Annotated in this window: 17 protein-coding genes and 2 tRNA genes; 1 reads left to right on the top strand and 18 read right to left on the bottom strand. The window is 44.9% G+C overall.

Annotated features, from left to right (window positions below):
- Positions 1 to 118: 118 nt before the first annotated feature.
- Genes QFZ81_RS12215 through QFZ81_RS12205 form a run of 3 tightly spaced genes read right to left on the bottom strand, consistent with a single transcriptional unit; the run spans position 119 to position 2,822 of the window.
- Positions 119 to 631: a metallophosphoesterase gene (locus tag QFZ81_RS12215; RefSeq protein WP_307444009.1), complete on the bottom strand. Its 513-nt coding sequence runs from the start codon at positions 629 to 631 to the stop codon at positions 119 to 121.
- Positions 624 to 1,985 (bottom strand): Na+/H+ antiporter NhaC family protein, encoded by a 1,362-nt coding sequence (locus QFZ81_RS12210; RefSeq protein WP_307602903.1) that lies wholly within the window; start codon positions 1,983 to 1,985, stop codon positions 624 to 626. The genes QFZ81_RS12215 and QFZ81_RS12210 overlap by 8 nt, the downstream gene beginning before the upstream one ends.
- Positions 1,986 to 1,988: 3 nt before the next feature.
- A complete protein-coding gene (locus QFZ81_RS12205) occupies positions 1,989 to 2,822 on the bottom strand; it encodes an alpha/beta hydrolase family protein (protein ID WP_307444014.1) in 834 nt (277 codons plus the stop codon).
- Between the two features lie 167 nt (positions 2,823 to 2,989).
- Between QFZ81_RS12205 and QFZ81_RS12200 the strand changes: the two genes are divergently transcribed.
- On the top strand, positions 2,990 to 4,126 hold the full coding sequence (locus tag QFZ81_RS12200; protein WP_307602901.1) for a hypothetical protein: 1,137 nt from the start codon (positions 2,990 to 2,992) through the stop codon (positions 4,124 to 4,126).
- 49 nt (positions 4,127 to 4,175) lie between these two features.
- Here QFZ81_RS12200 and QFZ81_RS12195 read toward each other — a convergent pair whose 3' ends face one another.
- The 15 genes from QFZ81_RS12195 to QFZ81_RS12125 all read right to left on the bottom strand — a co-directional run bounded on the left by QFZ81_RS12195 (position 4,176) and on the right by QFZ81_RS12125 (position 20,840).
- The gene (locus QFZ81_RS12195) at positions 4,176 to 4,949 is read right to left on the bottom strand and encodes a stalk domain-containing protein (RefSeq protein ID WP_307444020.1); all 774 of its coding nucleotides are present in this window, start codon (positions 4,947 to 4,949) and stop codon (positions 4,176 to 4,178) included.
- 81 nt (positions 4,950 to 5,030) lie between these two features.
- Entirely contained in the window at positions 5,031 to 5,777 is a 747-nt protein-coding gene (locus tag QFZ81_RS12190) for a DUF1906 domain-containing protein (protein ID WP_307444023.1), read from the bottom strand.
- Between the two features lie 144 nt (positions 5,778 to 5,921).
- On the bottom strand, positions 5,922 to 6,203 hold the full coding sequence (locus QFZ81_RS12185; RefSeq protein ID WP_307444024.1) for a DUF2277 domain-containing protein: 282 nt from the start codon (positions 6,201 to 6,203) through the stop codon (positions 5,922 to 5,924).
- Positions 6,204 to 6,388: 185 nt separating this feature from the next.
- Positions 6,389 to 6,745 (bottom strand): hypothetical protein, encoded by a 357-nt coding sequence (locus QFZ81_RS12180; RefSeq protein ID WP_307444026.1) that lies wholly within the window; start codon positions 6,743 to 6,745, stop codon positions 6,389 to 6,391.
- A gap of 26 nt (positions 6,746 to 6,771) precedes the next feature.
- On the bottom strand, positions 6,772 to 7,290 hold the full coding sequence (locus QFZ81_RS12175) for a DUF3231 family protein (RefSeq protein WP_307444029.1): 519 nt from the start codon (positions 7,288 to 7,290) through the stop codon (positions 6,772 to 6,774).
- Between the two features lie 137 nt (positions 7,291 to 7,427).
- A complete protein-coding gene (xylB, locus tag QFZ81_RS12170) occupies positions 7,428 to 8,933 on the bottom strand; it encodes a xylulokinase (protein WP_307602899.1) in 1,506 nt (501 codons plus the stop codon).
- 258 nt (positions 8,934 to 9,191) lie between these two features.
- Positions 9,192 to 9,265 (bottom strand) — tRNA-Ile (locus QFZ81_RS12165).
- 11 nt (positions 9,266 to 9,276) lie between these two features.
- Positions 9,277 to 9,353, bottom strand: a tRNA-Met gene (locus QFZ81_RS12160).
- 91 nt (positions 9,354 to 9,444) lie between these two features.
- The gene (locus tag QFZ81_RS12155) at positions 9,445 to 9,609 is read right to left on the bottom strand and encodes a hypothetical protein (protein WP_164484139.1); all 165 of its coding nucleotides are present in this window, start codon (positions 9,607 to 9,609) and stop codon (positions 9,445 to 9,447) included.
- Positions 9,610 to 9,775: 166 nt separating this feature from the next.
- Positions 9,776 to 11,527 carry a hypothetical protein gene (locus tag QFZ81_RS12150; RefSeq protein WP_307602897.1) on the bottom strand — a complete coding sequence of 584 codons (1,752 nt, stop codon included), beginning with the start codon at positions 11,525 to 11,527 and terminating at the stop codon, positions 9,776 to 9,778.
- 24 nt (positions 11,528 to 11,551) lie between these two features.
- Positions 11,552 to 12,808, bottom strand: coding sequence for an efflux RND transporter periplasmic adaptor subunit (locus tag QFZ81_RS12145; RefSeq protein ID WP_307602895.1), 1,257 nt, complete (start codon positions 12,806 to 12,808; stop codon positions 11,552 to 11,554).
- Between the two features lie 29 nt (positions 12,809 to 12,837).
- A complete protein-coding gene (locus tag QFZ81_RS12140) occupies positions 12,838 to 15,948 on the bottom strand; it encodes an efflux RND transporter permease subunit (protein ID WP_307602893.1) in 3,111 nt (1,036 codons plus the stop codon).
- Positions 15,949 to 16,228: 280 nt separating this feature from the next.
- A complete protein-coding gene (locus QFZ81_RS12135) occupies positions 16,229 to 18,379 on the bottom strand; it encodes a hypothetical protein (RefSeq protein WP_307444173.1) in 2,151 nt (716 codons plus the stop codon).
- Between the two features lie 53 nt (positions 18,380 to 18,432).
- On the bottom strand, positions 18,433 to 19,911 hold the full coding sequence (locus QFZ81_RS12130) for an ABC transporter substrate-binding protein (RefSeq protein ID WP_307602891.1): 1,479 nt from the start codon (positions 19,909 to 19,911) through the stop codon (positions 18,433 to 18,435).
- Positions 19,908 to 20,840 carry an ABC transporter ATP-binding protein gene (locus tag QFZ81_RS12125; protein WP_307602890.1) on the bottom strand — a complete coding sequence of 311 codons (933 nt, stop codon included), beginning with the start codon at positions 20,838 to 20,840 and terminating at the stop codon, positions 19,908 to 19,910. The genes QFZ81_RS12130 and QFZ81_RS12125 overlap by 4 nt, the downstream gene beginning before the upstream one ends.

Here is a 20,840-nt window from a genome sequence, read left to right as displayed (position 1 = left end):
TGCATGATCAATAGGATGCATGGGAGATTTAATCGTATATGTCGTTGACAACCAAATCTTCGGATTCCGTTATACGAAACTAAAGATTGTCGATAGAAAAAGGTACATCGAAACGCCTTCACGACTGCTCCTCACTCACCACAACTGAATCTCGAATCTGTTCAAAAGAAACTGGCGTATAATCCCAGTGCTCCACACTCACATTAAAGTAATGGCGTCCCTCATATTTCTGGCTGTGAATGTGGCCGTGTACATTGACGTAGGGCATTTGTTTGTTCATATACATTGGCTCATGGGATAGGAAAAAGAAATTCTTAAAAATGATCGGATACTCACTAACTTCGTCAAAACCGACTTCAAGCCACCAGGTTCTCGACCTTCCCCGATCGTGATTGCCTAAGATGAGGATTTTGTAACCATTTAACTCCGAAACAATGGCTTTGGTTCGCTCTTTATTCAAAAAGGAAAAATCCCCTAGATGAAAGACTTTGTCCTCTTTTTTGACGACAGCGTTCCATTTGGCAATCATGGTCGCGTTCATTTCGTCTGTATCAGCGAAAGGCCTAGCTTCGAAATCAATAATGGATGAATGACCAAAGTGATGGTCCGAAATAAAATAAGTATTAGCCATCGTATCCCACTCCTCTTCTACTTCTTAAACTTCCACTGTCCTTCCACCATAAAGACCATATCACGGTACTTACAGGCAAAGCCCAAAGAAACGGGGCATAGCCGACATAAGCTAGCACCGGTACGTCTACTATTGTTCCACAGACGATGGCAAGCATGTTCCACGGAATCATTGCAGCTAGAATGAGGCTTGAATCAGCCACAACTCTGGCAAGTTGACTGCGAGGAAATCGCTTTTCCCAAAAAGGCAGTAAGTTCCGCCCTGTCATCATAATTGGCAATGTTTGCGTACAAGAAACAAGCCCAAGCCCTAGGCCAAACAATGATGTACGTACAGTCGCAGAAAGGAGTGAAGCGGATGTTTCCCCTAGCAGCTTTTGCATATAAGTCTCTAGGATACGATACTTTTCTAAAATGCCACTGTAAGCACCTGCGAGTGCGATAAGAGCAATCAGTTCGATCATGTTAGAAAGCCCTTTGGTTTGCAGCGAATTAAATAAGCTAGATTGGTAGCCGAACCACATATCGTGCAACCACTCATTCCAAGTCATTTGTTGCAAGCTCATGCCAATTAGGATGGCACAAGCAATCGATAAGAGGAAGCCATCTCTTGTTTTGAACCTTAAAAGGATTGAAATCAATAAAATAAGTACTGGCAGCAAGAGCCACAAGCTGTACCTAAATCCCGAAGCAAACTGCTGATTGTGTAAGGTGATGTCACTATGATGCCATTCTCCACTAAAATCGCAAACTAAGAAAAACCCAAGCGCGACACCTATCGCACCTATAGTTGTGGGTAGTAATGCTTTAAAAAGGACCTGCATGGAAACGCCTGTTGAAGAAGCCACAAGTCTGTTTGCACTGGAAAATGGTGAAGTCCGATCACCAACGAAAGCACCCGACACGAGTGCACCAGCAACCATCGGAAGCGGGATTTGCAGCAGCAGCCCCAGACCAATTAATGGGATACCCGCTGAACTTAGCGTTCCCGTAGATGTGCCCAGAACCATAGAGATGCAAACGGAAAGTACAAATGAAAATGTTAGAAAAAAACTAGGATCAATGATACTCATGCCCAAATCAATCATAAATGGGATCGTACCGCTCATTGTCCATGTAGGGATAACCACGCCAACTAGGGCAAGAATCCAAATGACCTCTTTGGTGTGTTTGACACCTTCCCACATGCTTTTTAGGATGCCCCGAAAGGTTGTTCCCGTTCGCCAAATGAGGGCCCCCAAGATCAAAAGCCCCAATGAAAATCCAATCACTAAAGGAATATGTAGAAAATATGCGGCAGAAAGCCCTATAATCGTTATCGTGAGTACTGCACTAAGTTGTCTAATTGTTAACATCGTTTAGGCTAACATCCCTTGAATGGTTCGTTTGGTTTCACGAATTGCTTCCTGCAGCGGCTTCGTCTCCCCTTGATACGGGTGAACAGACCCAAAGGTATGGTTGCCCTCAGGAATTCTAACCCATGCAATGGCGGCATTTTGCTCAACAAGCCTCTTTGAACCTCGGATTCCTCTCTCTCCATCTTCCGTTCCCTGGATAAGGGCGATTGGGAATTTAGCACCGCTAATCCTACCTACAATATCGAAGCGCTCACGATTATGCTCCATATCTTCTAAAATTTCGAGGTCCAGCGGCATGTTTTGCTTCGTGCGCCCGTTCATCGTGTACGTTCGCCCTGCTGCCCGCATCTCCGCTTTATTTTCCTCTGTAAACAAATCGACATTCGCAATCCCGTTCCAGCTAATCACACCGGCAATGTGTTCAGGATGATCAAGCGCATAGATCAAGCACACTGCCGCACCCCTGCTATGGCCTAAAAGAAGAATGGGTTTCGGAGTGGCTGAGCCTTCACGGTTACGAATATCATTCACAACAGCATGCAAATCTTCTAAATCTTTGGAATAAGTTTCTCGAGCAAACTTCTCAAGCTCCGTAAACTCAAGTAAGTCCGGGCCCACGCCGTTGTGAGAAAAATTAATCGAAATCACATCAACCTCTTCGGCTAACGCCTGTGCCACATGCGGGAACATCCCCCAATCCTTGAAACCTTTATACCCGTGACAAATAATTAATGTCCCTCTAGCCGGCTGTGATACCGCTTCGTAAAAGTCCCCTCTCACAACACGATCTGTTTCTTTACATAGTTCAAACGGTTTACCCGCGCTTGGTTTCATTCGTATTACCATCCTTTCTAAATCGTGTTCTAAACGCTGCATACTTCTGTTATTTTATCACAAATCTAAATAGGACAGCTTTAGCAGGACTACTGTTCATAAATTTAAGACATTTAGTAAAAACTTGATTATGTGCTTATTAAACTGAATGAGGAGGAAGCTAACCTATGCATCCACTCCGAGCAAACAGCTTGCTCCGAAAGCTGTTTTACACGCTGTTGTTTACAAGCCTATTAACAGCGGCAACAAGTATCAACACACAGGCTCACGGCGGTATGCCACAGATTGAAGAAACCGCGAGTTCTGGGAAGTTCCAGCTGGTTGTTAAAGTTTCACCTCATGCCGCTTATCAAACTGATGCTATATTTGTAGATAAAAAATTACAACGAGAGCTAGATGATGGAGGGATAGGTACACCATTCGTCGCCCCCCTCCCCCCGGATACCACGCTTTCCTTTGACAAAAAAGGTGTGCAACAACGCTATGGTGTCACCACGAATGGTGAAGTGATAGATCTCTCAGCGGGACTTACGTTGAATATATCAAGCACCGCTCAAGAAACGCTGCGCTCGCAAGTTCAAGTAGTTAGAGCCAGGCACTATGGCGAAATACTTCCCTGGGAGGAGGCGAGTGAAGTCCTCCCCAAATACAGTAAATTCACCATCGTAGACGTGGAGAGCGGTCTCAGCTTTGAGGGGCAGCGCCGCGCGGGCTCCCATCATGCGGATGTACAGCCGCTGACCAAATCCGACTCCGCGACGCTCAAAACCATCTACGGCGGCGCCTGGAGCTGGGACCGCAAAGCGGTCCTCGTGAAGCTGAACGGCCGCACGCTGGCCGGGTCCATGCACGGCATGCCGCATGGGGGTGATGGTATACCGGGAAATGACTTCAACGGTCATTTCTGTATTCACTTCCTCGGGAGCGTGACGCACGGCTCCCGCTCCGTTGACCCGGCGCACCAGGTCATGGTGCACCGAGCGGCAGGCTTGCTGACGGACTACATCAGCAAGCTCTCGCCCTGGGCGCTGATCGACGTGTGGATCAGCGCGGCGAACCAAGGTGACCTGCAGCTGCTGCAGGTCACTACAGGGCAAGAGCAGGCGCTGCATGTGCGAAGCATGCGACGCCTGTCTAAGCTCCCGGAGCGGGACGTGTCCCAGCTCCTGCAGCTCGACACCGCGGTTGACATTTCGGCTACGCCGGTACGTCCTTCCGCGGTTGCGAACAGGCGAGTGCTCTTTCGCCTCGAAAGAGCTTCGCTCGATGAGCGCTGGTATATCCGCAGCGCTGTCATTCAATAATAAAGCCCGGCATCTCAGAGCTAGTCGAGAGATGCCGGGCTTATAATCTTTATTTCACGGTAATTTTACCCTTCATGAAATTCTTATGAGGTTCACAGAAGTACGTATACTCACCTGCCTTAGCAAACGTAACACTTTCCGATTCACCCATCGCCAAAAGCGCTGTTTGGAAACTGCCATCATCAGCGACAGCATTGTGATTCACTTTATCCTTATTCGTAAAGATAACAGTGGAGCCTGCTTCAACGGTGATATCCCCTTCTTTGAATGCAAAGCCCTCAATATTCACATAATACGTTTTAGCCACCTCTTGTCCGGATCCGGAAGTCCCTCCGCTAACGAGATTTACTGTCCGCGTTGTTTCATCATACAAGACCCTAATCCCGAAAACTTCAGCCAAAAAACGGGAGTGAACGAAGGTTGAACTGTTAATTAACTGAGCAGGACCGACCATGGAAACTTTGGCGCCGTCCACATTGGCTTCAGAGGATCCGATCATGAGCTTAACGGTTTTTGTGTCCTTCTTAACGGTTACTGTTTGTGTAGCGGCATCATAGCCTACTTCTGATCCAATGCCTTCTGCAAAGGCACGATACGGTACAAACAAGGAGTTATCAATGAGGTAGGACTCATCGAGCTGCAAGGGTTTACCATTCAAAGTGAGCTTCATATCCGACTTTACCTGCTGTTGTACCGCTGCTTTCATACTCATTTCAGCCGCCATGCTATCATGCCCAGGCTCATGTTCATTAGCCGAAACCGATAAGATGCTTGTAGTGAGCAAACCGAAACCGAGAACAACCGCGAATAAACTTTTTTTCATATAAAAAATCCTCCTTTGAATTTGTACATCTACTCTATAGAGTAAACGTATCAATGGAGGATTCGGTTTACTTTCGGGCGATTATTGTTCTGGTTGACCCGAAACTCTGCGCAGCTCATTGGCAAGTCGATGAAATTCTTCCCTAGCAGCAGTGGATGACGTCGCCTCATATCCGGCCGAAAGGAAGGGTATAATCACATTGGCATCTTTAGGAGACAGAGGATACGACACGGGTGGCTCAGGTGGTGCTATCGTATTCCACCAACCTTCATTTCCATACGATTCATCGTAATCCACACCAATCCCATGCTCAACCACATCGTTCAAGTATTGATAAATATTTATGAAACTGGACTTTTTACCACCACTCCAAGCATACGTCTGCCAAAAATGAGAGCAAGCTCCAGCGTTCCAGACGGCTTCCATCACGGAATAAGAACCATATACACCAGTCGTATACTCGGGTGTCGCCTCACTTGCTGCCCGGATATAGGCAATAACGGTTGGCATTTGAGCACTTGAGGCATCAAAGTCGACAGCAAAGTAAATACAGCTGCCAGGTGGTTGGCCCAGATTATGAGCAACCTGCACAGCTGTTGCCCCATCAGCCAATCCAGCGCTTCTTCCTCCGAGAGCTCGGTTAGCGGTTGTTTCGAAAACAGATACGATTTGCAGTCCTGCCTCGCTGATCGTGTCCGCTTCGCTTTTGGTTAACGCCTTGTAACCACTCGGAACGAGATATCTGGCTACAAACAAGTAGCCATCTTTGACGAAAGCAGCGGCAGTTTGCGCCGTTAAAGGCGTTGAACAATCAAAACCTTTGGTCACTTTCTATCACCTAATTTCTACTAGTTTCATACAGAATATGCGTAACGAGGGTTGAACGCTACAAGGACAAGTTGAAAGCCTAACCAGGTAAATACAAAAAAGGCTCTTTCCCCTTAAGAAAGAACCCGTACTTCATCTATGATGTCATTCATCTTCTTTTGTTCCAAACCTTTTTGCATTCCTAGCACGCGCACGTTCGATTTCAACCTCACGATTACGGGGCTCAGCGTTGGTTACCAGCGAGTCCAACAGATTCCGAGCAATTATACTAACCTCCTTGACAGCTTGATTAAACGCCGCCTCATTCGCTTTTGAAGGCTCAGTAAAGCCTGAGATCTTTCTCACAAATTGCAGCGAGGCCGCCTGAATTTCATCATTGGTAGCCAAAGGATCAAAATTGAATAATGTTTTAATATTTCGGCACATAACTTTCTCCTTTTGAATCGTTATAAAATTAATTTTACAATAACATCCGAAAATAAGCACACTATCCAATCATCGCTGCAGATAACCATCGCTCCTGACTCATTTTACTCGATTTTATAAAATAACGAATAAAGGCCGACGAATATCGTCAGCCTCTATCCTTTTTCATCTATGCATGCTTGGTATTATTGATAACCGCGGGACGATGAACCATATGAATTGGCATAATTCGTTTGTTGTTGAGGTTGCATCATATTTTGAGACTGAAAGCTGCTTTGAGCTGTTTGTTCAAGCTGTCTGCACAGCTGGGAAACTTGTTGTAATTGTTGAATAGCCATTTGGTGGCCTTGCAGCGCAGATTGAATGATTTGGACGGCTTTTTGTTCCCGTTGTGCTAGCTCTTCAAGTCTCATTGCATTTTGCTGCTCTTGTTGAAGCATCTGTTGATACATCTGCGAGGATTGTTGCGTTTGGTTTATAAGTTGTGCAATGATACCTTGCGTTTGTTGAAATTGGTTATTGATATTTTGGTCTTGATACATTGTAAATCCTCCTCATATTTTGGGTCTTAAGCTTCTACTAAATCGGGTCTTTTGATTTGTAGAGGCGGGGGGACAAGCCAGCCCTTTTCTTTGCTTAGTCGAAGAGCTTTTAATCCGATGGCAGCTTTGGTGACATGGTACTTTACAAAAAGAGCACCTACATCTTCACGAATAGACTTGCCCATTACCTGACTGCAAGTGATCAGACCTGCCGCCAAATCTGCCGATACCATAGCTGCGATCTCGGGATCAGTGAATCTTGCTCCGATAGGTATCTCCTCTAATTTCGCTTTTGGGCGGTCAGGATGTACCGGATGAGGAACGATACCATTACTATTAAGAATTTCGTCGCACTCTCTGACTTCTAACTCGGCTTGGTTGATGACATCTCCGATGATCTCTTTTAAGTCTTTATCTCCAGCATGATAGCTCAAGGCTCTATAACCCGAAATACATCCCTTTGCTGCCATGGAGAACTGCCAAACATCATAAACCTCCCCGTAATGCAAGGGCTCGTCTTTGGGTTTCCCACTTAAAATCCCCATCCAAACCTCTCCTTTCTTATCTTACCTTTAGCAACCTTGTATAAGATTTCTCATCGGAGTGACTTTTATTCCCACAAAAACAAAAAACCTGATTTCTCAGGTTTTCATCGATTACTGTATAGGTTGTTTCGTGCCTATTAAGGACTGGTTAAACCACTCACTCTTTTGAACAATTCCTTATTGCATTGATATAACTCTCTAAAGATTGCGTACTGCTCTTCATAGACGGATCTGTTCTTCAAAATAGGCGCAATCGGTCTCTCCGCTTGCTTCACCACGATCTCACACGCTTCCTCTATAGATGCATATACACCTGCCCCTACTCCTGCCATCATGGCCGCACCAATGCTGGCCTGCTCTTTCATAACGGATGGATATAACTCACAAGTTAGCACATCTGCAAGTATTTGCAGCCATAAAGCACTTTTTGCTCCACCACCAGCCATTACGATTCGGTCAACTCTCACACCCAATGCTACCAATACCTCCAACCCATCGCGCAGCGCAAAAGCCACTCCCTCCATCACAGCCCGAACCAGATGTGCTTCATTGTGCTTCAGCGTTAAACCGAACATGGCGCCTCTAGCAAAAGGGTCCATATGCGGGGTTCGCTCGCCTGTTAAGTAGGGCAGGAAAATAAGACCTTCTGAGCCTGGGGGAACATGAGCAGCGCTTTCATCGAGTGACCTGACGTCCTTATTTTTGAGAATGTTCTCTGTTAGCCATCTATGTGATAGGCCAGCATTCAGCATCGCCGCCATCAAATACCATTTGCCTGGTGCTGCGTGGGTAAAGGTATGTGTTCGCAGCAAGGAATCATAGGTAGGCGTATCTACAGGGACAAACCATTGTCCTCCTGTGCCCAACGTACACGAAGCTTGCCCCTGATGTAAAATCCCATTACCAATAGCCTGCATGGGCTGGTCTGCGCCGCCAAAGACGACAACAGTACCTGCTGGAATGGCACAATCGTTTGCTGCCTCAGTTGTCAGCGTTCCTGCAACCTCCCAAGGCTCACGTACGGTTGGCAGCAGTTCCGGATCAATTCCAAGCTGCCCCAACAGTTCACTTGACCAACACTTATTGGCTACATCATAAGCTAATGTGCCTGATGCATCCGTTGACTCGGTTCCTACTTCGCCGGTTAGCCTGTACCTGATATAATCCTTCGGCAGCATGACTTTCCAAATCTTCTCATAGGTATCCGGTTCATTCTGCTTTAACCACAACAGCGATATAAGCAGAAAGCCAGTCGCAGCCCCGTTCTGTACTAGCTTGCCAAGCTGCTCGATAGAATACATCGCCTCAAGCTGTTCTTTCTGTTCAATTGAGCGCTGATCACACCAAATAATCGCAGGCCTAAGCACCTGTCCATCCGTCCCGATTGCAACAAGCCCATGCATCTGTCCAGATAAGCCAATAGCGTAACGGTCGCTGTTACCTGCGCCTGCTTGCCTGACAGATTCAGACAAGGTTTGTCGTACTGCTTCCCACCATAGCTGAGGCTCTTGCTCCGCATAGCCGACCAAGGGCGAATGAATGTCATAGCTTTGTTGAGATAAGCCTACCATCCGTCCCGCAGGGTCCATGGCAGCTGTCTTCACACTAGAAGTCCCTAGATCTATTCCGAGCAGTGTTATCATTCTATATCCCACCCATTTCTTAAGCGTTCATCCTGTTTTTGCTGTCCAATATGCTCATATTCTATGTGTCCCATTATCGTGCATGAACAATTCTTCGACACTCGAGGTCACTGTCCCTTTAGGAGAATTGGATAAGCATGCAATACTTCGGACAAAATGTAAAAAAGCCTCTCCAATTCATCGTGAAGAGATGAAATCGAGAGGCTTATTTGATGTTATAAAATAATAAAAACCCTTATACGAAGGGTTTCCGTGCTATGGGCCCAGAGGGACTCGAACCCCCGACCAATCGGTTATGAGCCGACCGCTCTAACCAACTGAGCTATAGGCCCAAAATAAAATTTGGTTGCGGGGGCAGGATTTGAACCTGCGGCCTTCGGGTTATGAGCCCGACGAGCTACCGGGCTGCTCCACCCCGCGTCATTAGCTGCCGCTCAACAGCGACAAAAATAAATATACACTAAATGCGAGGTCTAAGTCAAGCGTTAATTTCTAGGTTATTTCGTACGAATTACGTGTTATAACGAACGCCAAATCGCCCTTTTTTGGACTTAAATACTTCCACTTCTTGTGGACATTCATAGCCGTAAATCCACCAGTCCTCTTCCATTCTTTTCGCCAGGCAGCCCGCTTGAAACTTGGAATCGTATAATTTAGCCCAATATATCCAGTTCATTGCATTCACTCCGTTATGTTCATATCGTTAATGCTATCTTATCCAAAATAAGGCCTCCTTATGAGCACTCCTCCACAAAGCAAAGAGTTACCTCTCGATATATAGCAAAAAAACTACTAGGAGGTGCTCTAGAGCACGAGTCCAAGTAGCTATTTCGTTGAGTTAACTATTGTTTGAATGTAGTCAACAACCGTTTCACGGATTCACCATATTCGTTCGTGAATGTCTCAAATACTTTGACCTGAATCGGGAAGTCCAGTTGGTTGGATTTCGCATTTAGGTTAATTGTGTTTGTTCCATTGTATAAACGTCCTTCGCCTGACAAGGCTTCAACTGATTTTCCAACCGGATTTCCAACATTATCGAATAATTCGAATGAGAGCTTACTGTTAAACTTATCTACCGTTACTTGCTTATCCGGCTTAATTTCCAGATCAAGCTTCAGCTTATAATCATAAGTCATATTACCTTGGAATATAGCTGAAATTGTCCAATCTTTAATCGTAATGCCATACGGATACACGTTTAGAGTTTTGCTCGTTGGATCATTCTTCTGAACAGGTACTTTCGCCGTCGCAAGCAGTGATTTATAGGTCGTATCTCCACTAACTTGTTGGCTGTAAAGGTTCATTTTCAGGCCTTCGCCATTTTCCGATGCTGGAAGTGCATACGAATAACTAACCACATACGAGGCATTAGGAACAACACTTAGTGCTGTAGCTTCCTGTCTTCTTCCTCCATACGCATAACCATCTTTACTAACAAGCTCCGTTTGGATCGCCGGAATTAGGATCGGACGGTCACTGTTGTTCGTCAGTTTAAACTTCGCCACAGCTGTGTTAAAGCCATCGTCTTCATTACTTGTTACATGTAATTCAACCAGCGAAACATCGACATTAAAAGGAACGAATTTATTCGTAGAATCCAGTTTAACTGGTGTACCTAAGGTATATTCTGGGGCAGGGATGACTCCCTGCGTCGCAGCACCTGTAGGGAGAAGAATATTGATACGTCCTACCCGATATGTGTCTTCGTGGAACTTACCCTCACCCGACGCAGTGGCAAAACTCTCCGGTGTTACGACATTCAAGCTAGTAAATTCCGTATCCAGATCAGTTGGAATGACAATATGGATATATTTCTTCTCACCTGGATCTAGCATGACGGAAGCTTCGGCGCGACTGCCGGAATAAACGTTATTTTCTGTTTTCCCATCAATCCCAAAGTTAGGTACGGTTTGACGTTCTTTGGTCGGATTTACGACTTGAATTTGAACAACTGTGGAAACGCCTTTGGCTGTAATTTCCTTATGAATGTCCACAGGTATGAACCCAAGGGATGAGCGCAAAGAAGGTAAGGTAAACGCTTCTCCCCATTTAAGGATAGCGGTTGGTTTCGTTATGGTGCTGTCACTGCCATTCCATACGATGCCCGAGTCAACTGCCACGTTAAGAAGTGTTGTTTCTTCTTTTGGATACACCTCAAGATCTACATCTACAAAGCTGAGATCAGTAAGAGCAACATCGTCACTCCGTTCAACCGTCGTCAAGTAGCTGAGCTCCTGCTGGCTCTTGGCTTGTATGGATTTAGGGTTTTTGGCACTTGGCTGCAGCGTATATTCGACGCCATCTGCCATGCGAACCCGCAGTTCAAAGTCAGGTACACGCGAGATTTTACCACTCGTATTTCTAATTCGAATGACGGCACCCAATTTCGTTGAATCCGACTCGTGCTCATTGAGAATGCTTTTAATTTCGACCTCAATTTTATCCGTCAGTGTATAGCTTATATTGGTATTTGCTGCAGCTACTGCTGCCAAGTTCAGACCATCCGCAGCCCATGCAGGAAAAGATGCTGTAGTTAAAAGTGCAGCTGATAGAACAATGGTAGCTAGTGATCTCTTCATCGTCTTATTCACTTATTTCTCCTCCTCAAGTTTTTGTTAGTTACCCACTTTTATTTTATCTTGATCTTTTAGTTGATGTTGACCAGATATGACAAGAATTTCGTCTTCTTTAACTCCGGAAATAATTTCCTGATTGGTCTCATTCAAACGACCAAGTTCAACTTTACGCTTCTGTACCGTTTCACCATTTACAATATAGACAAAGTTATTCCCGCCCTCGCGAACGATGCTAAGACTTGGAACGACAGGTACATTTTGTTCATCATCTTTAGTAAGTTCCACTTGTGCCTTGGAGCCTGGTTTCAGCTTGCCATCCGGATTCGGAACCTCCAATTCCAGATCATAAGCTTTGGATTGCCCGTTAATTACATCCGATAAGTAAATCACTTTGGCTCCAGCTTTCGTCGTTACCCCAGGTATGTAGAAAGTCAATTCGCTCTTGCCTCTAACAAGGTTAGCCGATGCTTCGGTAAGCTGGGCTTTGATTTTGACCGGATTCGTCTGTTGAACTTCCCCTACGCGGCCGCCAGGCGCTAACGTTTGGCCGACAGTCACGTTGAGATCTGTTAACACGCCGGAAGCTGGCGCTTTTACCTCAAGATTGCTAAGAGTCCTCTCAATATTCCTCGCACTTACTTGCGCCGATTCTAAACTAGTCTCTACTTGTGCGAGCGAATTCGTCTCTTGCAGTGTTTTCAGTGATCTACGTGCGCTTGCTAAATCTTTCTTTCTATTAATAAGCGCCGTTTCCGCCTGCTCTAATTGAGATTTTGTTGCTGTGCCTAGATCATATTCATTGCGAACCGTGTTGTAGGCTTTCTCTAGATCAGTAACGGCGGTCTCCAACTTAGAAACACCATCCTTGGCATCTTCTATGCCGTTCGATGTCTTCTGTTTAGCCTCCGTAAGCCCTGCCTGCGCCCCTTTAATATTAACGGAATTCAAATCCTTCTGTATAAGAACATCCGTTGGATCCAAACGGAAAAGCACATCGCCCTTCTCTACAATATCTCCGCGTTTCTTCACGATTTCAATGACTTCGCCACCAGACTTCGCGACAATATCTAATTGTACGGATGATACCACGTCACCGACTTGTTCAACAGGCTCACCAATCTTTTGCTTGGCTATCTTGGCCGTTTTGACTACCTTGACCCCTTGCTCGGCTGCAGCAGTTGTTGCTGCTGGGCTTGCTACTGGTGATGCGGAACATCCTACGGCTATCGCCGCGCTAAGCGCGACGACACCGAATAATTTGGTACTCTGTTTAATCATAAACAACTGACGTTTCATATTCGTTTTCTCCTTTTCCCTTGTTTAGCTTATTGGAGGGCAGATGCTGCTTGCTCCGATTGGATAGAATTCGACTTTCCTTTTCTCTTGAAGAGGCGGCCTTCTCTTTTCTTAAATAAGATCTCATATATGATAGGCACAATTACGAGTGTTAGTAGAGTTGAAGTCGTAAGACCACCAATAACTACGACAGCCAAACCTTTGGAAATGATCGTTCCTTTGGATAATCCAAGTCCTAAAGGCATCAGTGCAAGGATAGTAGCACCTGCCGTCATGATAATAGGTCTTAACCTCGTAATACCCGCTTCAATAAGTGCGTCACGAATCGAATAATCTTGCTCTCTCAGCTGCTGTACGCGGTCTACGAGTACAATCGCGTTTGTTACAACGATACCGATCAGCATTAGGAAGCCGATGAGCGATGTTACATTGATCGATTCGCCCGTTATTAGGAGTCCTAAAAGGCCCCCAATCGCAGCAAGCGGCAGTGAAAACAGAATCGCAAGCGGTGCTCTAGCGTTTCCAAAGGCAATAACCATGACCATGTAAACAATGAAGATGGAAGCGATGATGGCCATAAACATTTGCATGAAGCTTCTGTTAATATCATCGGATACGCCCTTCACTTCACGAGTAACGCCTGAAGGAAGTTCTAACTTAGCTAACTCTTCCGTAATTTTCTTGCTGACGCCGCCTTTATCCGTGGCATCAATTTTCGCTCTTACACTGACGATTTGTTCTTGGTCTTCACGACTAATGCTATTTGGTGCTTCAATCTGTTTGACTCGAGCGACTTCATTTAACTGAATCGTTTGACCGGTAGGAGTCTTAATTAAGAAAGTACCCAGTTTATCCACAGAGTTTTTGTAAGCGGGATTTAACATAACTTTGGTGGCATAGGTGACGTTATTAAATTTAAGATCGCCAAGCTTCTCTTCCGCAATCCATGCGTTGACCGATTGTAAAATTTGAGCACTGGAGAGTCCATACAAGCGTGCTTTATTTTGATCTACCGTAATCTCTACTTCGGTTTTGGAATCACTCAAGCTGTCTTTAATGTCGTTCAGCTCAGGGAACTCCTTCATTTTATCTTTAACCAGCTGCGATGCTTGCTTAAGATAAAGCTGGTCATCCCCTTTAAGGGAATAGGAGAAATCGGATCCAGTTGAGGTAGGAGGCCCACCTGTAAACAATTGTATATTCGCATCGGATCCTGGAGGCATCAGTTTCAACATATCTTCCTTATACTTTTTGACACCTTCTGTCGCATCGGTTTCTGCTGTTAGCTCGAAAAACATCATCGCTCTATAAGCAAATCGGTCACTGCTCTGGTTGTAACCTACAAGGGATTCAATGTACTTGAATGCTGGTTTGCCGGCTTTGTCCAAATGTAATTTCAAGTCTTTTTCAAGCTCTTTGGCCTTCTCATTCATCATTTCGATGGATGTTTCTCGCGGCATTTTAATCTCAATAACCCCTTGTTTAACGGCTTCACTATTGGGCATGAAAGCCACCGCTAAATTAGGTACTGTAATGATGATCGAGAGAATAAGGGCAGCACCAGCCATCAATAATGTTTTGATGCGGTTATTCAAGGACCATATGATCGCTTTTTTGTATTTCTCACCCATAGGTCCAACATGATTATCATCGTGATTGGTAAGCTTCTTGCTTCGAAGTACCATCAGCTTCGCCAGCATCGGGATTACCGTTAATGCAACGATCAATGATGACATTAAGGCAACGACTAGTGTAATGGCAAAAGGACGGAATACTTCACCAACAACCCCGCTAACAAATCCGATGGGACCAAATACACCCACTGTTGTAATTGTAGAGGAAGTAATCGCACTAGAAACCTGTTTCGTTGCTAATTTGATAACAGATTCGTTACGTTCTTGTGCTCTTTGCAATTGACTATAGATATTCTCAATAACGACGATACTATCGTCCACGACCCGCCCGACTGCAATGGCCATTCCTCCTAACGTCATGATGTTAAGGGAAATCCCTAGAGGTCCCATGACTAGTAACGTAACAAGAATCGAAAGAGGAATCGAAACGAGTACGATGATCGTCATACGTATATTACGCAGGAAGAGCAAGATCATTAATGAGGCAAGCACTGCGCCTAATCCGCCTTCTTGCACCATACCATGGATGGAATCTTTAATATCGTTGGCTGAATTGTAAATTTTGTGGAATTTCACGCCAGGCAGCGTTTGTCCCCAGTCTGTCATAAGCTTATCTGCACTATCTGCAAACTCTACAGCATTCGCTGCTTTCGTTTTGTAAAGCAGTACACCGATGGCTGGTTGATCATCTAATCTTGCAATGAACTTGGACTCGCTGATAGCTTCAACTTTGGCAATTTGTTTGAGAAGAAGCGTATCGCCTGTTTTCGTTGTGATTTTCAAATTGTCTAAATTGTAAATCGTATCCATTTCACCTTTGACTCGAACCATCTGCGTGTTTCCATTGAAATCTACCGTACCCGCAGGACTAGATACCAATGAGGCTTTGATCAAACCCGAAACATCTGCCGGCGTTAGGCCATAATTATTCATCGCAGGAGCATCCAACTTAATGGTAAGTACAGCATCCTGATTGCCTACAGAGTCAACATGGTCAATCCCTTTGAGCCCATTAAAGCCGGGAAGAATCGTATCCTTGTAGGCTTTATCCAGCTCGGTTTGGTTCATTCCTGCCTCACCGTAAACCGCTAAATAATAGACCGGTTCGGAAGAAAAGCCTGCTGTTAACACTTTAGGCTTCTCAGAGCCTTGAGGCAGCTTAACATTGGAGATCAGGCTCTCCACATCTTTCTTAACATCTTCAGGCTTTTTATCTTGGTCTAACTCCAAAATAATCTGTGAATAATTGTCCTGTGATCCGGAGCTTAGGGTTTTGAGTCCATCCAACCCTGCGACAGCCTTCTCTAACGGCTTTGTAATTTCATCCAGCACATCCTTCGGAGGTGCTACGTATGTAGTGCTAATAATGACGACCGGAAATGTAATATCTGGCATACTTTCTACCTTTAGTGTGGTTGTAGAATACGTTCCTCCTACGACCAACAGCAGCATGACGATGAAAATCGCTGCCACATTTTTCATTGAAAACTCGGTTAACTTGGACATTCTCACTTCTCCCCTATCACCAGCTTTAATACCTACATCCTTCGTGCTCACTCACTCAATCATCATACTTGGAATTTCTTAACAAAATATAAACTAGAATTGAAAATTTTATGTTTTTTCTCGGTCAGGATTTATTATAGCTCTTCATTTTGATAAAAACAGGTGAGGGAAGTCATATTCCAGTCATATATTGGGTCATATGAGCAGCAAAACGGCTATGACTTCATGTGACTTAAATGAAAAAAAGCGAAGGCTGAATGCCCTCGCTCCAAATAATGAATTAGTCCGTTGTGATAAACCAATCAGCTTTCTGTGTGGCCAGCAGCTTTCTCTGACCTTGAAACTCGTCATAAATACTGAGTGTATACTTCTGTAAGAATTTGGTGTTATAAATGAGGCCCGGATCAGGATTTGTAATCTTGAAATTCTCCCGCTTGCCAAGACGCATCTTCGTATCTTCATCTGCGGTTGAGTCTCCGTTAATAACGTCAAAGTCTTTGAAATCAAACTTTTTCTCAAATCGTTTAATCCCGCCGCCATCTTCAAAAACCAGCAGCAAGTTATGACCTTCGGTATTAATTTCCGTCAGTTTTTCTTTGGTTAATTCGTAGTTGAATTTTAAAGTAAAGACGTTATTATCAATCGATGTCCCAATTTTATCAATCGTAATCGTATAGGGGAATAATTCGACATTTTTAAGCGTTGTGGCTACATTCGTCTTCTCATCAGGCAGCCAGTAGGAAACTGGATTCACATAGGAATCAGCAACGGCTTTCTCACCTTCCGACAGCTTCCCTTCAGTCACTGCTTCTCCAAGAAGTAAGTTCATATTCGCTGTCGTGTAGCCTTTTGGCACAGAAGCCCATACATTTAATAACGCTTTTCCTGTTGGACTAATCTTGTTCTTTACTTCAGCAATAGTTGCCGGGAAAACCGTTCCATCCGATGATCGGAAATTGGCGACGAACTTGGATACATTCGTGAAACGCTTCTCCAAATTGGTTGCTTCCACCATAGCAGAGTACATGATATTCGTTTTATCCTCATATGTGGATACACTTCGAACTACATACTTCGCTTTACGCCCAATATCATTGGATGTATAGGACTGCCCCATACCAATGAAAGGGATGGCCTGCAGCTCTGCCTGTGTGGAAAACTCCAGCACATCCGTTGCTGTAGCAGTGCCCGTACCAGTACCCGCCGGCGGCGTTTCTCCCTCATTCTCTTGAAGAACTAATTTAATTTGAGAAAATTCATACGTATACGGGACCTTGCCTGCTATTTGCAAATTGACGCTCGCTCCTGCTCCCAATCCAATTACTTTAGCTGTCTGAATGAGCTTGGCATCAATTTTCACTGCGCCATCAAGCAGGAAATACCCTGATAATTTCGGGATCGGAAGTGACTCCTCACCTTTATTACTTAGTGTCAAATCGGCCGTTAATAAGTCTTGATCTTCCCAAGGCAGTCGGTGCAGTCCATTAAGTTGAGTTGTATAAATACCGGATTTACTTGTGAAGGAATACTCCTTACCTACAGAGCCTCCTTCTTGCTGCGTAACGGCAGGCAGCCCAAAATTCGCAACGGAAACATTCAATTTCAAGTCAGGAATTGTTTCTGCTACCGCCAACTGCCAATCGTCCGTTGAAACAGCTACCGGAATGGAACCGGATAGCTGAATTTCTTTGCTTTCTTTCGGATTGATCTTCAAATCTTTCAACCCTTTGGCTTCCAGCGGATAAAGCAGACCCTCTTTCGTGCGAATTGAGAAGAGGTAAGCAGGAATCGTAACGGTATGATTGCCAGCATTCTCTAAAGTCACATATACGGTGGGAACGTGATATTTTTCATTCTTATTGCTGACAAACTTTTTAATTGCAGCTTTCACGTTGGTTCCATTTACAGAAATTGCTGCAGCACCATCTGAAGGCGTTACATCTGTATAGGTATCCGGTACTGCGATTTCTCCCAGCACACGCTCGAAATTGGACTGGCTAAAATCCCATTTGATAAATTGGACAACGAGATCATGCAGGTTCGTGCTGGTGTTAACAGTCGCATAGAACGTTAAATCTGTCGTTGAACCGGGAGCAACCCGGTTCTTATCCTTATCTGCGGGCAGCAAGCGTGCTGAAAATTGATTGCCAGATTTGCTTTTCAACCGAACCCAATAATCAATAAATTGCAGCTCACTGCTCCCCTCGTTGTGAATAGTAATGGTAAATGTCGCGAGCTTTCCGCTTTGATCAGGCAAAACATGGATCTGTTTTAATTCAAAGTAACTACTGCCTGTGATGGAAACCTTACCAATGGTTGCAGTAATAGCGGATAGACTGCTATCCGCCCAAGCGGGCGTTACAGCTCCGAGCGCCAATGCAGCAGACAAGGCAATCGTTGCCAAGCGATTATTGCGTTTCTTGATATACATGGTAATGAGCGTCCTCCTTCATAATATCATCCTATTAGAAATTCCAGCCTGCCTTAGCCAGCAGGTACAGCCTGTTGTATCATCGGGTTCATAGGCGTATTCGGATTTTCCTTCATTTGTTTGAGCATCGCATCCCCCTGGGTTTGCCATTGCTTGAGCGCTTCGCGAGCTGTTGTTTTCCCTTGAAGGACACTCATAAACTGCGTTCGACCGATTTCCTGTACCTGATAAATGTTAGGATTATTGCGATAAATTTTCATGTTATTATCCATTGGAGCTGGTGTCACATTGTAGAAAGCTTCCATATGAAATTCCAACCCATCTTTGGGCTTCAAATATTTGGAGCGGGCAACCAAGTTATAGGAACTGTGAGATTTCAATTTTGCCCAATCTTCGCCATTAATGAACTTTATGAATTTCCAAGCATCATCAGGGTTTTGCGCTTTGGCATTTATACCCATAATACCATTCATATAGATGGATCCGCCAACACCTTTTGCTTCCGGGTGGGAAGGAATCGTTACGACATCCCATTCAATTGGTGTGTAACCTTTAAAATTGGCTGCATTTTTGTTCGCATTCGTAAGCTGTTGAATTTGACCATAATTGATTATCGCCATGGCCAACCGGCCTGACATGAAATCATCATACGCAAAAGGATTATTTTGATCATACTGACGATTCATTTGCTTCTGCGGATCCATCATCTCTGGGAACACATTCTCTTTTTGCATCTGAGCCATTTTTGCCCAAACCTTTTCCCATTGGTCCGTATCCACTGTCATTTTCTCACCGGAATCATCGAACATTTTCAATTGCAGGGGAGCTGTATACATTTGCATACCATAGAACAAATCTCCGCCTTGAGATTGCGTATTAAACGAGAAACCATTGATGCGGCTCTCCCCTTCGCCTTTAACAAGGCGTTTGGAAAGATCGAACGTCTCATCCCATGTCATCCCATCCTTAGGAAAATCGACACCCGCATCTTGGAACATTTTCTTATTATAAATGAGTGCCGAGGAGCTGAATGTTGGAGCAAGTGCGTAAAGCTTCCCGCCGCCTGCATTTTTCATGCCATCGATAACCGCTGGAACGATTCCTGCGGTGTCGAATTTATCTTTCGTTATTCGTTGATCCAGCTGTGTGAGCATGTTGCTTTCAATCATATCCGGCAGCTGTTCATATCCAAGCATAACCACATCCGGCGGATTATCACCCTGCATCACTTCCTTCAGCTTTTCCATAGGATCGGGCATTTTCTCTCCAGGCTGAATGTTGCCATAACGGTACTTCTCATCCATCGTTGGAATCATTTCAATCTTGATATTCGGATTGGCGAATTCAAATAATTCGGTAAATTGTTGTCTGAAATACTCGTCCTCACCGCCGTACATCATAGAAGCCGCGATCTTAAGCACGCGCTCCTGTTTATCATCTGTTTTTTCCCCTTTGGTACATGCAACAGCTAGTGGAGCTACCATAGCCAGTGTTAGGGTTGTAGCAAGCATTTTACGCGAGATCATTTTCATTTTGATTTTCCTCCAACGGTTTGTGAATTTGATTCAATTCGTTCAATACCTTCATTCGCAGATAAATCTTTCGGTGCTTTAATCATAATTTTCTCGCCATCAAACTCCATCGTAGCTTTACCGTCAATTTGCAATGCGCTCAAGTAAGCCTTCGGAACCTGCAATCGTCCCGCTCGGTCTAGCACCACATACTCCTCATGGTCTTCACCCGTGAGCCCTGCCGAGGTTCCATCAAGTGCCGAAATCGAAGGATTGCGGGCAATAAACTCCGAACTTGTCATGCCATCTCGAATGGCAACGACTCGCCCTACTTTGCCTGCCATGGACATATCGTGGGTAACAATGACAATCGTCACACCTAATTCCTTATTCAGCCGTTGGAAAATAGAAAGGATCATATCCGCCGTCTTCGTATCCACCGACCCCGTCGGTTCATCCGCAAGCAGTAAACGCGGACGGTTTGCAAGCGAAATCGCAATCGCCACGCGCTGCTGTTCACCACCGGACAGTTCTTGCAGCTTGTTGTTCAAGCGGTGGCTGAGGCCCACCCATTCAAGCAGTTGTTTCGCGTAGGCAGGGTCATAGTTCCCGCTGAGCATCATTGGCATTTCTACGTTCTCGAGCGCAGTCAGGTAAGAGACGAGATTTCGCGCATTATTTTGCCAGATAAAGCCAACTGTATGTCGTTTGTAATCAACGAGCTGCTTATCGGTAATCTTCAGTAAATCCCAATCGCCGACTTTCACTTGACCTGCAGAAGGGCGATCAAGCCCTCCTAATATGTTCAGCAATGTGGACTTGCCGCTTCCGCTATTCCCAATAATGGCCATAAGCTCGCCGGCATCGATCTGAATGTTTAGCCCTTGCAAAGCGACAACTTCAATCTCGTCTGTTTTATAAATTTTGACTAAGCCCTCGCAAGTAATCAC

Source organism: Paenibacillus sp. V4I9, from assembly GCF_030817295.1.
Lineage (GTDB): Bacteria > Bacillota > Bacilli > Paenibacillales > NBRC-103111 > Paenibacillus_E.
This window is presented reverse-complemented; position numbering and strand designations above follow the sequence as displayed.

Excerpts from the sequence above, each read along its gene's own strand:
- xylB (WP_307602899.1), bottom strand. The coding sequence starts at position 8,933 with ATGATAACACTGCTCGGAATAGATCTAGGGACTTCTAGTGTGAAGACA.
- QFZ81_RS12200 (WP_307602901.1), top strand. The coding sequence starts at position 2,990 with ATGCATCCACTCCGAGCAAACAGCTTGCTCCGAAAGCTGTTTTACACG.
- QFZ81_RS12145 (WP_307602895.1), bottom strand. The coding sequence starts at position 12,808 with ATGAAACGTCAGTTGTTTATGATTAAACAGAGTACCAAATTATTCGGT.
- QFZ81_RS12185 (WP_307444024.1), bottom strand. The coding sequence starts at position 6,203 with ATGTGCCGAAATATTAAAACATTATTCAATTTTGATCCTTTGGCTACC.
- QFZ81_RS12135 (WP_307444173.1), bottom strand. The coding sequence starts at position 18,379 with ATGTATATCAAGAAACGCAATAATCGCTTGGCAACGATTGCCTTGTCT.
- QFZ81_RS12205 (WP_307444014.1), bottom strand. The coding sequence starts at position 2,822 with ATGAAACCAAGCGCGGGTAAACCGTTTGAACTATGTAAAGAAACAGAT.
- QFZ81_RS12180 (WP_307444026.1), bottom strand. The coding sequence starts at position 6,745 with ATGTATCAAGACCAAAATATCAATAACCAATTTCAACAAACGCAAGGT.
- QFZ81_RS12155 (WP_164484139.1), bottom strand. The coding sequence starts at position 9,609 with ATGAACTGGATATATTGGGCTAAATTATACGATTCCAAGTTTCAAGCG.
- QFZ81_RS12195 (WP_307444020.1), bottom strand. The coding sequence starts at position 4,949 with ATGAAAAAAAGTTTATTCGCGGTTGTTCTCGGTTTCGGTTTGCTCACT.
- QFZ81_RS12175 (WP_307444029.1), bottom strand. The coding sequence starts at position 7,290 with ATGGGGATTTTAAGTGGGAAACCCAAAGACGAGCCCTTGCATTACGGG.
- QFZ81_RS12140 (WP_307602893.1), bottom strand. The coding sequence starts at position 15,948 with ATGTCCAAGTTAACCGAGTTTTCAATGAAAAATGTGGCAGCGATTTTC.
- QFZ81_RS12215 (WP_307444009.1), bottom strand. The coding sequence starts at position 631 with ATGGCTAATACTTATTTTATTTCGGACCATCACTTTGGTCATTCATCC.
- QFZ81_RS12130 (WP_307602891.1), bottom strand. The coding sequence starts at position 19,911 with ATGAAAATGATCTCGCGTAAAATGCTTGCTACAACCCTAACACTGGCT.
- QFZ81_RS12210 (WP_307602903.1), bottom strand. The coding sequence starts at position 1,985 with ATGTTAACAATTAGACAACTTAGTGCAGTACTCACGATAACGATTATA.